A 13,907-nucleotide genomic window follows, 5' to 3' on the forward strand; every position below is an offset into this window, starting at 1 on the left:
CGTTCGCCGGGCCGTCTTCGAGGCGGTCCGGCTTTTCTTTATGCTAGCCCTCGATCCAGCCGGGCATCCAGCCCTCGTGGATTTCCCGCAGATGCTTCAGCGGGATGCTGAACAGGTCCGTCGAGGCGAAGGCATCGCCCATGGCGTGGCCGACGACAGAGGCGTGCAGACCCGCCTCGCGCGCCGCCGCCAGAACGTCCTGCGGGTTCGGAACGGCGACCAGGTAGCGGGCCTGGTCTTCCGCGAAGAGCAGAACGTGGGCGTGGGTCGCGCTTGAGGCGTCCAGCACCACCCCGACATCGGAGGCCAGCGCCAGATCCGCAGCCGCGCCGATCAGGCCGCCGTCTGAAAGGTCGTGCACGCAGGTCAGGCGACCGCCCTCGATCATCGCGCGCACGAAGTCGCCGGTCTTGCGCTCCAGTTTCAGGTCCACCGGCGGCGGCGCCCCGTCCTCGCGGCCCAGCACCTCGCGCAGATAGATCGAAGCGCCCAGCTCGCCTTGCGTCTCGCCGATCAGGACCAGCGAGTCTCCGGCCTCCATGGTCGAGAAGCCGGTCACGATGTCATAGTTGGTCAGCAGGCCGACGGCGCCGACGGTCGGGGTCGGCGGGATCGCGACGCCGTTGGTCTCGTTGTACAGGCTGACGTTTCCGCTCACGACCGGGAAGTCCAGTTCGCGGCAGGCCTCGGCCATGCCGTCGATGGCGCGGACGATCTGACCCATGATCTCGGGCCGCTGCGGATTGCCGAAGTTCAGATTGTCGGTGATGGCGATGGGCAGGGAGCCGACGGCCGTCAGGTTGCGCCACGCCTCGGCGACGCACTGTTTGCCGCCCTCGTAGGGGTCGTTCTGGACGTAGCGAGGCGTGCAGTCCGAGGTCATGGCCAGACCCTTGTCCGTGCCGTGCACCCGCACCACGCCGGCGTCGGCGCCGGTGGCCGAATCCTGCAGGGTGTCGGCCATCACATGGCGGTCGTACTGTTCCCAGATCCAGCGCTTCGATGCCATGTCGGGACAGGCCAGCACCTTCAGCACCGCGTCTTCCCACACCGTCGGCGCCGGAACCTCGCCCGGCGACAGGCGCGGATGCAGCGCGGGCTGAACCCACGGCCGGTCATACATCGGCGCATCGTCGAACAGCGGCGCCAGAGGCACGTCGCAGACCACCTCGCCGTGGTGGTTCAGCACCAACCGGCCGGTCTCTGTCGTCATGCCGATGACGGCGGCGTCCAGGCCCCACTTCTCGAAGATGCGGTGTCCATCCTGTTCGCGGCCCGGCTTCAGCACGGCCAGCATCCGTTCCTGGCTCTCGGACAGCATCATCTCATAGGCGGACATGCCGGTTTCCCGTTGGGGGACGGCATCCATGTTGAGTTCGATCCCCACGCCGCCCTTGCCGGCCATCTCGACCGACGAAGACGTCAGGCCCGCCGCGCCCATGTCCTGGATCGCTGCGACCGCGCCAGAGGCCATCAGCTCCAGCGTCGCCTCGATCAGCAGCTTCTCGGCGAAGGGATCGCCGACCTGGACCGTCGGGCGCTTCTCGTCGGAATCCTCGTCGAACTCGGCCGAGGCCATGGTCGCGCCGTGGATGCCGTCGCGGCCGGTCTTGGAGCCGAAATAGACCACCGACATGTTCGGTCCCGGCGCGGCCGAGTAGAAGATCGCGTCCGACTTCGCCAGGCCCACGCACATGGCGTTGACCAGGATGTTGCCGTTGTAGCCGGAATGGAAGTTGGTCTCGCCCGCCACCGTGGGCACGCCGACGCAGTTGCCGTAACCGCCGATGCCCGACACCACGCCCTTCACCAGCCGCCTGGTCTTCTCATGCCCGATATCGCCGAAGCGCAGGGCGTTCAGCAGGGCAACCGGGCGCGCGCCCATGGTGAAGACGTCGCGCATGATCCCGCCCACGCCCGTCGCCGCGCCCTGATAGGGTTCGATGTAGGAGGGGTGGTTGTGGCTCTCCATCTTGAAGATGCATGCATCCCCGTCATCGATGTCGATGACGCCCGCGTTCTCGCCCGGGCCGCAAATCACGCGCGGCCCCTTGGTCGGGAATTTTCCCAGATGGATCTTCGACGATTTGTAGGAGCAGTGCTCCGACCACATCACCGAGAAGACGCCCAGCTCCAGCTGATTCGGCTCGCGGCCCAGTCGGTCGAGGACGACCTGATACTCGGCGGGGTTCAGGCCGTATTCGGCGGCCAGTTCGGCCATGGTCTTTTCAGGAACGCTCATGGCCGCGCCTCATAGCGGGACTCTCGCGTGAACCCAAGCACCCGCCTGAACTGGACCGCTGACCTCAGGTCGCGACCCGTCTCAGTCCGAGCACGATGATCAGGCCGCCCCCCAACACCACCAGCGATGCCGCCAGGGACCCGAACGCCAGGACGGCATTGCCCCTCTCCTGCTCGGCCACGAATACGCCCAACAACCCCCAGGCGACCGGTAGGGGGTAGGCCAGCACCCGCGTCCGCAAGGTGACGAACAGGCCGAGCGCCGCCGCGATGACTACAGCGACCAGCGCCCACGCGGTCGGAGGAAGGATGGCCGGCAGGTCGCCGTTGCCTGTTGCGACGGTCAAAAGGTTCACCGGAGCCGCCACGGTCAGCCATCCCGCCAGCGCAGCGAGCGGCCAGATCGTCATCCATCGGTCTCGGTCGCCCTTTCCGAGCCTTCGGATGGCGTCTGCTTTCTGCAACAGCGGAATGAGCAGCACGATCAGCGACCCGAAGATCAGTACGATCGTGGCGACTTCCAGATCCCACGCTGCCGCAATGATCCACCAGCCGATACCGAGCAGCGCGAGCACCGATGGCCAGCCGAACGCGCGCAGCATCTCGGTCTCATGTGTCTTCGGCAGCAACTGGCGGACGGCGTAGGTGATCAGCCCCAGATAGATCGGCCCCCAGATGGCGAAGGCCCAGCCGACGACCCGCAGGGTCGCATCGCTGTCAGCAGCGAACTCGGCCGGCGATTGCCCGAGGTTCACCAGTTGTTGCAGTTGGCCGGTAGCAAGCGCGAAGACCATGCAGGCGAAGACAGCCAGCCTTCGGGTCTGCCGTGCCGGGTCGGCGGCAACGAGAGTCGGATGGGGCGAGGTGCTCATACCCGACATTACGCACATCACGTATCAAAGTTCAGCCGGAACCGGCTGTTCGGCGATACGCTATCTCTTGCACATCCTCCGAACAGGAGAGCCGACCATGATCGATCCCAAAATTCCCGCCGAATCGCCTGACCCCGACACCGAAGAAGTCGAGACCAATATTGCATTGGAACAGGGTCTGGGCGTCGGCGCCAGAGAACTGGCCTCGATCGGCGAATCCGGCGCCGATGGCACCCTGGAACGCGACGAGAATTCCGACGAAGCCTAGGCAGCCGCGTAGATCGACCGGAACAGGGTCGCGCCGTCTGCAGAGCCAAGCTCGGCCTCGAAGGCGCGGTCCGGATGGGGCATCATCCCCAGCACATTGCCACGCGCGTTCTGCAACCCGGCGATATCGCCGACCGAGCCGTTCGGATTGTCGACATAGCGGAACACGACCTGACCCTCGCCCTCGATCCGGGCGAGGGTGTCGGCGTCGGCGAAATAATTCCCGTCGCCATTGCCCTGGGTCATGACGACCTCGCGCTGGCCTTGGTAGCCGGCGGTGAAGCGGGTCTGGCCATTGGTCACTTCCAGCGAGATCGGCTTGCAGACGTATTTCAGCCCGGCGTTGCGCAGCAGTGCGCCCGGCAGCATCCCGGCCTCGCAGAGGATCTGGAAGCCGTTGCAGATGCCGACGACAACGACCCCGTCGTCCGCCGCCTTCTTCACCGCCTGCATCACCGGCGACTGCGCCGCCATCGCCCCGCAACGCAGGTAGTCGCCGTAGGAAAAGCCACCCGGCAACACGATCAGGTCGAGGCCCGAAGGCAATTCGGTCTCCTGATGCCAGACCATCTCGACCCGCTCATTGGTGGAGCGTTCGATGGCGACCTTGCAGTCGCGATCACAGTTGGACCCGGGAAAGACGATGACAGCTGCGCTCATGGCGCGGGCGTTTAGCAGGGATTGTCCGGCTTGTCAGTGCGCGGGTTCGACGAGTCCGAGACGCACCTCTATGCGATCCACGCGGTCTTACATATGGCCCAAGCGATTGTAGATATTGCCCACATCCTGCTGAATCGCGACAAGGTGGCCTCGAACGGCGGTCATCTGCTGCTTCAGATCGGACATGTCGGAGCGGACGGCGGATACATCCCTTTGCACCGCCTTGAGCACCTCAAAGATCAGGTCGTTTGTCGCATCGGCCTGAGACGAAACCTATCAGGGTTCGCAGTGGCCTCCAACTCAGCCCTTGTTCTCGTAGGTCGCCGTGATCGACGCCTTGGCCAGGGTATGAAAGTGCAGGTTGAAGCCGTATTTGGCGCCCGAATCCTCGGGCTTCACAGGCAGGCCGTCCACATCGACAGCGAAGACTGTGAAGATGTAGCGGTGCGGACCATGGCCCGGAGGCGGAGCGGCCCCGCCGAAGCCGGGCTCGCCGTAGTCGGTTCGACCCTCGACCGCGCCGGCCGGCACAGGACCGCCGGTCGGGATCTCGCGGATCCCGGCGGGGATGTTGGCCACCGTCCAGTGCCAGAAGCCCGACCCCGTCGGCGCGTCCGGATCGAACACGGTAATGGCATAGGACTTCGTGCCCTCTGGCGCCCCCGACCAAGCCAGATGCGGCGAGGTGTTGCCCTTGGCCTGGACCTGGTCGTCCTTCAGCGTCCCGCCGTCGGTGATGTCGTTGGAGGTCAGGCTGAAGGTCATGGGTCGCGCCTTGCGTGAGGAGTCTGAAACGACCGCCATCTGTGGCGGTTGCTACGCGAGTTCGATCCGGTAGCTCTCGATCACCGTATTGGCCAGCAGGGTCTCGCACATCTTCCCCGCCTCGGCGGCAGGGTCTTCAACGCCATCGAGATCGAACTCGATCAGCTTGCCGACACGGGCATTGGCGACGCCGGCCCAGCCCAGACCCTTCAGGGCGCCTTCGACGGCCTTGCCCTGGACGTCCAGAACGCCGGGCTTCAGGAAAACGTGAACCTTGACCTTGGCCATCAGTGCAGTCCCCCCTGAATCACGGTCGGCATGTCCTTCATGATGCCAAGGCGTTTGGCGACCTCGGTATAGCTCTCGATGACATTGCCCAGGTCGCGGCGGAACCGGTCCTTGTCCATCTTCTCGCCGGTCGCCGTGTCCCACAGGCGGCAACTGTCCGGGCTGATCTCGTCGGCCAGGATGACGCGGCTGAAGTCGTTTTCCCACACGCGGCCGAACTCGATCTTGAAGTCCACCAGGGTGATCCCGACCGCGCCGAACATGCCCGACAGGTAGTCGTTCACGCGCAGGGTCATGGCCAGGATGTCGTCGATCTCCTGGGTCGAGGCCCAGTTGAACGCCGTGATGTGCTCTTCCGTCACCATCGGGTCGTTCAGCTCATCCTTCTTGTAATAGAATTCGATGATCGAACGGGGCAGGGGCGTGCCCTCCTCCTGGCCCAGGCGCGTCGCCAGCGAACCGGCCACGATGTTGCGGCACACCACCTCGAGCGGAATGATCTCGACTTCGCGGATCAGCTGCTCGCGCAGGTTCAGTCGCTTGATGAAGTGGTTGGTGACGCCGATGCCGTTCAGGCGCGTCATCACGAACTCGCTGATGCGGTTGTTGATGACGCCCTTGCCTTCCAGCGTCGCCTTCTTCTGGGCATTGAAGGCCGTGGCGTCGTCCTTGAAATACTGGATCAGGGTGCCGGGCTCCGGTCCTTCGTAAAGGATCTTGGCCTTGCCTTCGTAGATCTTCTTGCGCTTCGAATTCATCATCTTGGTCCCAGACGGGATGGCGCATCGCCCGAAAACGAAAATCGCGCGGCCAGAAAACTCGTCTGGGCGGCGCGATCCGGTCTCGAGCTGTGCGGGAAATGGGTCGCGCGGTCCTTAGCGGAAACTGCCGTGCGACACAAACGAACCCATGTGCGGACTCCGGCGCCACAGGTGGGTATCGTCCGTGAACGGGACGCCGCATGCGAGCCGTTATCCGTTGCGTTGCAGGGGTCTGGAGCGATAGACCACCCCGGCGGCGCCGTCTCATTCTCTGGCCCGCGACGAATGGACTGACGACTGATGACGACCTTCAATGATCGGGAAAAGGGCTTCGAGTCCAAGTTCGCGCTCGATCAGGAGCAGGAATTCAAGGCCATGGCCCGGCGCAACAAGCTGCTGGGTCTGTGGGCGGCCGAGAAGATGGGCCTGAGCCCCGATTCGGCCGAGGAATACGGCAAGGCCGTCGTCCGTGCCGACTTCGAACAGCCGGGCGACGAAGACGTGTTCCGCAAGATCGCCGGCGACTTCAAGGGCTCCGGCCTGAGCGTGTCCGAGGGCGAGATCCGCTCCAAGATGGACGAACTGGCATCCATGGCCCGCGACCAGGTCCGCGCCGGGGAGTAATCCCCGCCGCCGGCCTCCTGGGTCGGTGCTCAATTCCGGACAACAAAAAAGGGCCGCAGCGGGGGGGAGCTGCGGCCCTTCCTTGATCGGGGGCTGGGGTATAGCCTCACCCGATGTCTATTGCGTCTTGCGCCTCAGTGAAATGCAGCAAGACCCAAAGGGTTCACCGAGAAATTCAGTCCGGCATCACGACGGTGTCGATGACGTGAACCACACCGTTCGATTGCAGGACGTCGGCCTGTGTCACGCGCGAGGTTCCGCCGTTCTCGTCGGTCAGGGTGACCGAACCGTCCGGGTTCACATTGACCGTCAGGGTGTCGCCTTCGACGGTGGTCAGTTCGACCTTGCCGGCGTTGGCCTGGGCCTGGGTGGCCAGATCGGCGGCGGTCAGACGGCCAGGCACGACGTGATAGGTCAGGATCTTGGTCAGGTCAGCCTTGCCGGCGGGCGCCAGCAGGGCTTCGCGCGTTGCGACCGGTACCTTTTCGAAGGCGGCGTTGTCCGGCGCGAAGACCGTGAACGGACCGGGGCCCGACAGGGTCTCGGCCAGACCGGCGGCCTGCACGGCGCTGACCAGGGTGGTCAGGTTCGAGGCCTTGGCGGCGTTGGCGACGATCGTGTCGTTGGGGCTCATCGAGGCGCCGCCCACGACAGGGTCGGTCGTGGCGGGGGCCATGGCATCTGCCGGCGCGGCGTCGGTGGCGGTGTTGTCAGTCTCGGCGCCGCTGTTGCAGGCGGCCAGGCCCAGCAGGGCGGCTGAGGCGACGGTAATGGTGAGCAGACGGGTGTTCATGGCTTCTCTCCTGAGAACCGCCTGTGATCGGCGGCGTCGCACGTAAAGACGGGTGGGAGCCCGAAAGGATGCATAACGGCCAAAACGCCGCAGGCGTCGCCTGCCTTCAGGCGTCCTCGGCGAGGAAGTCTTTCAGGATGGCCCAGCGTTCCGCCTTTTCCGCGAGGGTCCGGGATGCATGGGCCGGGCTGGACGAGGGCAGGTCGATCAACGTCAGCCCCTCGATGTCGGCCAGAACCTTGCGCCCGCCCCTCGCCGCCGTTGCGCCGTTGAAGGCGACGGCTTTAAGGCTCGGCAGTCCGGCGATCAGGCCGCGCAGGTCCGCCGCCTCGGGCGACCGGATCGCGGCATCCAGACTTCCCGTCCGTTCCGCCGATGCGATCACATCCCAGAGGCCGACGCCGGAGACTCTTAGAGCCTCGACGCGGTCGGGATAGGCCATGGCCTGCAGGTCGCGACCGATGGCCACGCCGATCAGCCGCCAGAAGCCGTTCTGCGGGTGGGCATAGTACTGGGCGGCCTTCAGCGAGGCGTCGCCGGGAAGACTGCCCAGGACCAGAACGCGGGTCCAGTGGTCGGCGAGGGGCGCGAAGGCCCGTTTGACCGTCACCGCCCCTGTTCGGCGTAGGGCTTGTCGTCGCGCAGCCAGCCCGTGATCGACAGGCGCGGCGCCCCGGCATAGGGGGCGACGGTGGCCACCGTGTGCCATTGCGGCGTCTTGAACAGGGTCAGCACATTGAACCTCGGCATCAGCCCGCGCGGCACGTCGCCGGCCTCGTCGTGGAAAAGCAGCTGGCCGCCCCAGTCCGTCCGCCAGTCGCGTGTCAGCCCCAGCGTATAGGCCGCCCGCCGTTCGCCGACGCCCGTGTCGTTGTGCAGGGTCAGATAGTCGCCGGGCCGGAACAGGGTCGCCTGGGCGTCGATCTTGGTGATCCCCCTTTCGCCCGCCACGGCGGCGCAGAAGTCGCGCGCCTCGGGGCTGTTCAGCAGCTGAACCAGCTCATGGGTCGGATGCCCCGGCTCGTTCCCGGCCAGCAGGGCGTCGATGATGGGATAGGACAGGAAGCTGAAGGCGAAGCCGGTCCGCGCGCCGGTCATGGCTTCGCGCGCCTTGGCCGCCAGGCCCTCGCGGCCAAGTGTCTGGATCGCCTGGGGCGAGAGCCATTCGCCCCTGCCGGCGGCGTCGGTCAGCGACAGACCCCACGGCGTCCCCGTCTTCAGCGCCGCTTCGAGTCGGTCGGCGCTGTCGGGCGTGAGGAAGTCGGGGACCTGCACCATGCCGTCGCGCTGGAACGCGCCGGCGAAGTCGCGGGTATCGAGGTCCGGGTTCAGGCGGATGGGCTCAGGCACGCACTATCCGAACACGCGCCTGAACACCGTGTCCACATGCTTGGTGTGATAGCCGAGGTCGAACAGGGCCTCGAGCTCGGCGTCGGGCACGATCACCACCGGGTCTTCCTTGAGGAAGTCTAGGAAATTCCCCTCGCCACGCCAGACCTTCATCGCGTTGCGCTGGACCGCCTCATAGGAGTCCTCGCGCGACTGACCTAGCTGGGTCAGAGCCAGCAGCACCCTTTGCGAGTGGACGAGGCCTCCGAGTTTGTCGAGGTTCTTCTGCATGTTCTCCGGGTAGACCAGCAGACGCTCCATCACCCCGGCCAGACGGTTCAGGGCGAAGTCCAGGTGGATGGTCGCGTCCGGGCCAATGCCGCGTTCGACCGAGGAGTGGCTGATGTCCCGCTCGTGCCACAGGGCGACGTTCTCCATCGCCGGGACCACTGACGAGCGGACGAGCCGGGCCAGGCCGGTCAGGTTCTCGGTCAGGATCGGATTGCGCTTATGCGGCATGGCCGACGAGCCCTTCTGGCCCTTGTCGAAGAACTCCTCGGCTTCGAGGACTTCGGTGCGCTGCAGGTGGCGGATCTCGACCGCCAGACGCTCGATCGAGGAGGCGACGACGCCGAGGGCCGCAAAGAAGGCCGCGTGACGATCACGTGGGATGACCTGGGTCGAGACGGTCTCGACCTGGAGGCCCATCTTCTCGGCGACATACTCTTCAACAGCCGGATCAACGTTGGCGAAAGTCCCCACCGCGCCGGAGATGGCGCAGGTGGCGATCTCTTCCTTCGCTGTGATCAGGCGACGTTTGGCCCGCTGGAACTCGGCGTGATAGCCGGCGAGCTTGAGGCCGAAGGTCACCGGCTCGGCATGGATGCCGTGGCTGCGGCCGACGGTTGGAGTATATTTATGCTCCTTCGCCCGGGCTTCCAGCGCCGTCAGCACCCGGTCGACGCCGGCGATCAGCAGGTCCGACGCCCGCGCCAGCTGCACCGCGAAACAGGTGTCCAGCACGTCCGAGGACGTCATGCCCTGGTGCAGGAAGCGGGCTTCCTCGCCGACCGTCTCCGACACATGGGTCAGGAAGGCGATGACGTCGTGCTTGGTCGTGCGCTCGATCTCGTCGATCCGGTCTGAATCCCAGGCGGCGTTCTCGCCCTTGGCCCAGATGGCCTCGGCGGCCTCGGTCGGAATGACGCCCAGCTCGGCCATCTTGGTGGCGGCATGGGCCTCGATCTCGAACCAGATCTCGTACTTGGTCTCGGAGGACCAGATGGCGACGGCTTCGGGGCGGGAATAGCGGCTGATCATGGGCCGTGCGTGTCGGTCCCGAGCCCCTCGGAGTCAAGCGGCGGGGCTCCAACCTCTCACTATGCACCCCGGCGAAGGCCGGGGTCCACATCACGGACAGGGTGGCCGGGATGTCGCATCGAGTTCGCTGACCTTGCCCAGGTAATCCTTCGTCTGGACCCCGGCCTTCGCCGGGGTGCACGGTAGAAGAAGAATCACAGGGAGAGCGACCGTGGAACTGATCGTCGGCAATATGGCCTTCTCGACCTGGTCGCTGCGGCCCTGGCTGGTGCTGAAGCGGTGCGGCGCCGAGTTCACCGTGCGCGAGGTCCCCCTGTACGGACCCGAATCGGCGGCGGCGCTCGCCGAGCATTCGCCCAACGGCAAGGTTCCGGTCCTGAACGTCGACGGGGTGACCCTCTGGGATTCGATGGCGATCTGCGTCTTCGCCGCCGAGCGCTTCCCGAACGCGAAGCTGTGGCCGTCGGATGCCCACGCCCGCTGGCTGGCCCGGTCGGTGGCCTGCGAGATGCACGCGGGCTTCGGGGCGATGCGGAGCGAATGCGGCATGGGTCCGGATGCTGCGGGCGTGATCCACACCATGGTCGGGCCAGACCGGGCGCCGACCCCAACGAGCGAATCGGTCGCCGCCGACGTCCGCCGCTTCGTCTCCATCGCGACCGAGATGCGCGCCCGGTTCGGCGCGGGCGGGCCCTACCTGTTCGGCGAGTGGTCGATGCCGGACGCCTTCTTCACGCCGCTAGCCGCCCGGTTCCGTCACTATCAGATCGATCTGGCGGACCACGGGGACGTGGATGGCGTGGCGGCCACATATGTTGCCGCGCTGCTACAGCAGCCGGACTTCCTCGAATGGACGGACCTCGCTGTCACGGTTCGGCCTTTGGTCAGGGTCACGACCGATTAATCAGACCTGCGAACCGGCCCTTAAGGGAACGACGTTACGGTACCGATTGAATCCGAGACCCTTCGCCATGTCCGCCCAACTGACGACCGCCCCGAACATCGCTCCGCCGCAGGCCCAGCGCCGCCCGACGCTGATGACCTATGGCGTGTTCATCCTGGTAGGTTGCTGCCTCTGCGCCTCGCTGGTCGGTAGCATCCTGTAGGGTGTTCGGCCGTCGTCGAGATGGTCTATACAAAAAGGTCTGATAAATCCGCTGCTTGCTGGCGTGTGCCGAGCTAAGCGGTCAAGATTTGGACTCTGTGGACTCGGACAAGCCGAGTCCACAGAGTCCAACCGATTTGGGGCCTAGCGCGTTCCGACCGGCTGCATCGACGCGACCTGAACCGGCTCGGTCGACAGCGGCGTGGGTTCCTGGCCGGGCGGCGGGGCGACATAGTCGAGGCTGATCGGCACCAGGGTCTGGCCCGCCACCACGGCGTCGAGCGTGTTCAGAGGCCCGCCCGTCATGCGCTGATAGATCCAGTAGGCCGCGACGACCTTCTCGACGTATTCGCGCGCCTGGGGCACGTCGATCGTCTCGATCAGCAGCAGGGGATCGGGGTTCGGGCCCAGACGGCGCAGGGCGCCCAGCATGGGGCCGGGTCCGGCGTTGTAGCTGGCCACAGCGCGCAGCAGGTCGCCCTGGAACTCGGGACGCGCCAGCATGCGGTTCACATAGGTCTGGCCCAGACGGACATTGGTCGCCGGGGTAAACAGACGTTGCGGGGTCGAGACGAAGCTGCGGTCGCCGGTCATCTCGGCCGCCGTCGACGGCATGACCTGCATCAGGCCATAGGCGCCCACCGGTGACCGGGCCTCGGCGTTGAAGCCGCTTTCCTTGCGGGCGATCGCGTAGACCAGCGAGCGTTCCAGGGTCCAGCCGCCCTCGGGCGCGATCTCGGGCATCGGATAGTTGGTGACGTCGATCCGGCTGCCGTCGGAGCCGCCGCCGCCTCCGAGGCGTGGGCCCAGCACGCGGGCGAGGCCGGTCCACAGGCGGCGCGTGCGATCGCTGGCGGTGCGCAGGCCGTTGCGCAGTTCGTCGCGGGCGTCGCCGGCGCGGCCAATCTCGAAGAAGGCGACCGTGCGCCGGGCGCGCGGGTCTTCGTTGAGGAAGTCGTCCATCTCGCGCTGATTGACGCCGACGGGGCCATCGCTGGCCGACGAGGTGCGAGCGACCGCTTCATAGGGGGTGGGGCCGTCGCCGTTCAGGATGACCGGCTCTTCGCCGAGCTGACGCAGGGCGATCTGGCCATAGAAGGTGGCGGGCCAGCGTGTGGCCAGGCGCAGGAACTCCGGGATCCGGTCCTGACGGCCGATCTGGCCGGCGGCGCGTGCGGCCCAGAATGCGGCGCCGGCGCGGGTCCAGCCGTCCTCGGTCGGATCGACGGCGACGCGTTCGAAGGCGGTGTAGGCGCGCGGATAGTCGCCGGTGCGCCAGGCCGCCAGGCCCACAACCCACCAGTCGCCGATCTGTTCGCCCTGGCTGACGGCGCCCTGCAGGTCGTCGCGGTTCAGGGCGACGCGGGCGGCCTTGGCGGGATCGGCCTCAGAGTTGCCGCCGCCCGCGGCGACCGCGTCCCAGGTGCGGCTGAAATAGGCGCCCGTCGGGCGGCGGGGCGCCTCGGCGCCGTCCGGGCGACGACGCTCGGCCAGGGCGTAAACGCGCTGGGCGCTCGGCAGGTCGGCATAGTCCTGAAGCCAGGCCGCCAGTTCGTCATAGGAGGCGGTATAGTTCGGGTGGAACATCCGCTCGAACTCGACCTGGCCCAGCAGGACGCGGTCGCCGGCCTGGAGCGCGGAGGCGCGGGCCGCGTCCAGATCGCCGCGACGCAGGGCGTCGAAGGCGGTGGTGTAGCTCAGCCGATCGGCGTTGGAGAGGGCTTTGGTGCTGATGCGGATGCCCTGTTCGCCCTCGGCCCCGATCTCTGAGGCGACGGCCGACAGATAGGATTCGGGGGCGGCGAGGGCTGGCAGTGCGGCGGCCGACGCGGCGGCCATCACAAAGGCGAGCGTCTGCGCCCGGAAGGCGCGGCGGCGGATAATGAACAAGGCGGCGGCCCCCTCGTGCTTCGCGTTCCCGTCTCGATTCAGGAGACGCGTGCTCTGCGATCGGTCGTCAAACAAGAAGTATGCCGCAATGCGGTCGATGCCTCAATCACATCAGCGGCATGGAACCCTGTAACTGTGGTTTCAGGCGTTTTCCTGTCCGTCCAGTTTGACGGCCAGTTCCAGAATGTCCGCCCAGACCTGACGCTTGGCCTGGGGCTGATGCAGCAGGAAGGCGGGGTGCAGGGTCGGCATCACGGGCGCTGAGACGTCGCCCTCGGCCAGCCGCCATTCGCGCCACTGGCCGCGCATCCGCATAATGCCCTCGTCGGTCTTCAGCACGCCCCTGGCCGCCGCCGCGCCCAGCAGCAGCACCGCTTTCGGCTTCATCAGGAAGAAGGCCCGCTCCACGAACGGCGCGCAAACGGCCTGTTCCTGGGGTGTCGGGGTCCGGTTGCCCGGGGGCCGCCAGAAGACGGTGTTGGTGGTGTAGACCTTGCCGGTCAGCCCGGCCGCCGCGATCATCTTGTCCAGCAGCTTGCCGGCCTTGCCCACGAAGGGCTCGCCTGCCGCGTCTTCCTCCGCTCCAGGCGCCTCGCCGATGATCAGGATCGGGGCATGCGGATCGCCCCGCCCGAAGACGCAGCCCCTGGCGCCCATCCCGACCAGTTCGCAGCCCTTGAAGCGGGCGGCGGCCTCGGCCAGCGCCTCCATCGTGTCCGCACAATGGGCCAGACGTCGCGCGTCCGAGGTGGCGTCGACCATGTCGACGACCGGCGTGACCGACGCCGTCGCCCTGGTCACGGCCTTGAGGGCGGGTGCGACGACGATGGTCCGGTCGACCGCCGCCTCCTCGAAACAGGCGCCCACCCCCGCATCAGCCCAGAAGGCGAGCAGGCTTTCGACGGCGGCGATGTCTCGGGGTTCGGCGTTCATGGCAGGGCAGGGTCAGGGATAAGCCTTGACCGCCCTCGCGTCACCTTCCGATAAGTGCC

The 13,907-nt window shown here is 66.5% G+C and carries 16 protein-coding genes; 4 read left to right on the forward strand and 12 right to left on the reverse strand.

The annotated features are described in order from the left end of the window. Nucleotides 1-43: 43 nt before the first annotated feature. Together purL and ACP7AU_RS09780 are read right to left on the reverse strand one after the other, a co-directional pair. Nucleotides 44-2,242, reverse strand: a complete 2,199-nt coding sequence (gene purL, locus ACP7AU_RS09775) for a phosphoribosylformylglycinamidine synthase subunit PurL (protein WP_426051280.1) — start codon at nucleotides 2,240-2,242, stop codon at nucleotides 44-46. A gap of 64 nt (nucleotides 2,243-2,306) precedes the next feature. After that, entirely contained in the window at nucleotides 2,307-3,113 is an 807-nt protein-coding gene (locus ACP7AU_RS09780) for a hypothetical protein (protein WP_426051281.1), read from the reverse strand. A 97-nt stretch (nucleotides 3,114-3,210) separates the two neighbouring features. Between ACP7AU_RS09780 and ACP7AU_RS09785 the strand changes: the two genes are divergently transcribed. Continuing rightward, nucleotides 3,211-3,381 carry a hypothetical protein gene (locus ACP7AU_RS09785; RefSeq protein ID WP_426036818.1) on the forward strand — a complete coding sequence of 57 codons (171 nt, stop codon included), beginning with the start codon at nucleotides 3,211-3,213 and terminating at the stop codon, nucleotides 3,379-3,381. Here the strand turns inward: ACP7AU_RS09785 and purQ are convergent. The 4 genes from purQ to purC all read right to left on the reverse strand — a co-directional run bounded on the left by purQ (nucleotide 3,378) and on the right by purC (nucleotide 5,851). Then, entirely contained in the window at nucleotides 3,378-4,040 is a 663-nt protein-coding gene (gene purQ, locus ACP7AU_RS09790; RefSeq protein ID WP_426051282.1) for a phosphoribosylformylglycinamidine synthase subunit PurQ, read from the reverse strand. The genes ACP7AU_RS09785 and purQ overlap by 4 nt on opposite strands. Before the next feature lie 300 nt (nucleotides 4,041-4,340). After that, nucleotides 4,341-4,805 (reverse strand): YbhB/YbcL family Raf kinase inhibitor-like protein, encoded by a 465-nt coding sequence (locus tag ACP7AU_RS09795; RefSeq protein ID WP_426036822.1) that lies wholly within the window; start codon nucleotides 4,803-4,805, stop codon nucleotides 4,341-4,343. 51 nt (nucleotides 4,806-4,856) lie between these two features. Beyond that, on the reverse strand, nucleotides 4,857-5,093 hold the full coding sequence (purS, locus tag ACP7AU_RS09800) for a phosphoribosylformylglycinamidine synthase subunit PurS (protein ID WP_426036824.1): 237 nt from the start codon (nucleotides 5,091-5,093) through the stop codon (nucleotides 4,857-4,859). Further along, the gene (gene purC / locus ACP7AU_RS09805) at nucleotides 5,093-5,851 is read right to left on the reverse strand and encodes a phosphoribosylaminoimidazolesuccinocarboxamide synthase (protein ID WP_303695343.1); all 759 of its coding nucleotides are present in this window, start codon (nucleotides 5,849-5,851) and stop codon (nucleotides 5,093-5,095) included. Before purC ends, purS begins: the two co-directional genes overlap by 1 nt. A 303-nt stretch (nucleotides 5,852-6,154) precedes the next feature. On the opposite strand from purC, the gene ACP7AU_RS09810 reads away from it, so the two are divergent. Further along, the gene (locus ACP7AU_RS09810; protein ID WP_303695295.1) at nucleotides 6,155-6,478 is read left to right on the forward strand and encodes a DUF1476 domain-containing protein; all 324 of its coding nucleotides are present in this window, start codon (nucleotides 6,155-6,157) and stop codon (nucleotides 6,476-6,478) included. A gap of 175 nt (nucleotides 6,479-6,653) precedes the next feature. Here ACP7AU_RS09810 and ACP7AU_RS09815 read toward each other — a convergent pair whose 3' ends face one another. From ACP7AU_RS09815 to purB, 4 genes are all read right to left on the reverse strand, one after another. Then, entirely contained in the window at nucleotides 6,654-7,271 is a 618-nt protein-coding gene (locus ACP7AU_RS09815; RefSeq protein WP_426051283.1) for a fasciclin domain-containing protein, read from the reverse strand. A 106-nt stretch (nucleotides 7,272-7,377) separates the two neighbouring features. Next, complete coding sequence (locus tag ACP7AU_RS09820; protein WP_426051284.1) at nucleotides 7,378-7,881, reverse strand: DNA-deoxyinosine glycosylase; 504 nt, start codon at nucleotides 7,879-7,881, stop codon at nucleotides 7,378-7,380. After that, nucleotides 7,878-8,621 carry a 2OG-Fe(II) oxygenase gene (locus tag ACP7AU_RS09825; RefSeq protein WP_426036830.1) on the reverse strand — a complete coding sequence of 248 codons (744 nt, stop codon included), beginning with the start codon at nucleotides 8,619-8,621 and terminating at the stop codon, nucleotides 7,878-7,880. Before ACP7AU_RS09825 ends, ACP7AU_RS09820 begins: the two co-directional genes overlap by 4 nt. A 3-nt stretch (nucleotides 8,622-8,624) precedes the next feature. Then, entirely contained in the window at nucleotides 8,625-9,920 is a 1,296-nt protein-coding gene (gene purB / locus ACP7AU_RS09830) for an adenylosuccinate lyase (RefSeq protein ID WP_426051285.1), read from the reverse strand. Nucleotides 9,921-10,131: 211 nt separating this feature from the next. Between purB and ACP7AU_RS09835 the strand changes: the two genes are divergently transcribed. Continuing rightward, nucleotides 10,132-10,824 carry a glutathione S-transferase family protein gene (locus ACP7AU_RS09835; protein WP_426051286.1) on the forward strand — a complete coding sequence of 231 codons (693 nt, stop codon included), beginning with the start codon at nucleotides 10,132-10,134 and terminating at the stop codon, nucleotides 10,822-10,824. A 67-nt stretch (nucleotides 10,825-10,891) separates the two neighbouring features. After that, nucleotides 10,892-11,026 (forward strand): hypothetical protein, encoded by a 135-nt coding sequence (locus tag ACP7AU_RS09840; RefSeq protein ID WP_426051287.1) that lies wholly within the window; start codon nucleotides 10,892-10,894, stop codon nucleotides 11,024-11,026. A 143-nt stretch (nucleotides 11,027-11,169) separates the two neighbouring features. Here ACP7AU_RS09840 and ACP7AU_RS09845 read toward each other — a convergent pair whose 3' ends face one another. Continuing rightward, on the reverse strand, nucleotides 11,170-12,915 hold the full coding sequence (locus ACP7AU_RS09845) for a lytic transglycosylase domain-containing protein (RefSeq protein ID WP_426051288.1): 1,746 nt from the start codon (nucleotides 12,913-12,915) through the stop codon (nucleotides 11,170-11,172). Nucleotides 12,916-13,056: 141 nt separating this feature from the next. Next, nucleotides 13,057-13,848 (reverse strand): uracil-DNA glycosylase, encoded by a 792-nt coding sequence (locus ACP7AU_RS09850; protein ID WP_426036838.1) that lies wholly within the window; start codon nucleotides 13,846-13,848, stop codon nucleotides 13,057-13,059. Nucleotides 13,849-13,907 lie beyond the last annotated feature (59 nt).

Source organism: Brevundimonas sp. SL161 (assembly GCF_049896985.1).
Classification (GTDB): domain Bacteria; phylum Pseudomonadota; class Alphaproteobacteria; order Caulobacterales; family Caulobacteraceae; genus Brevundimonas.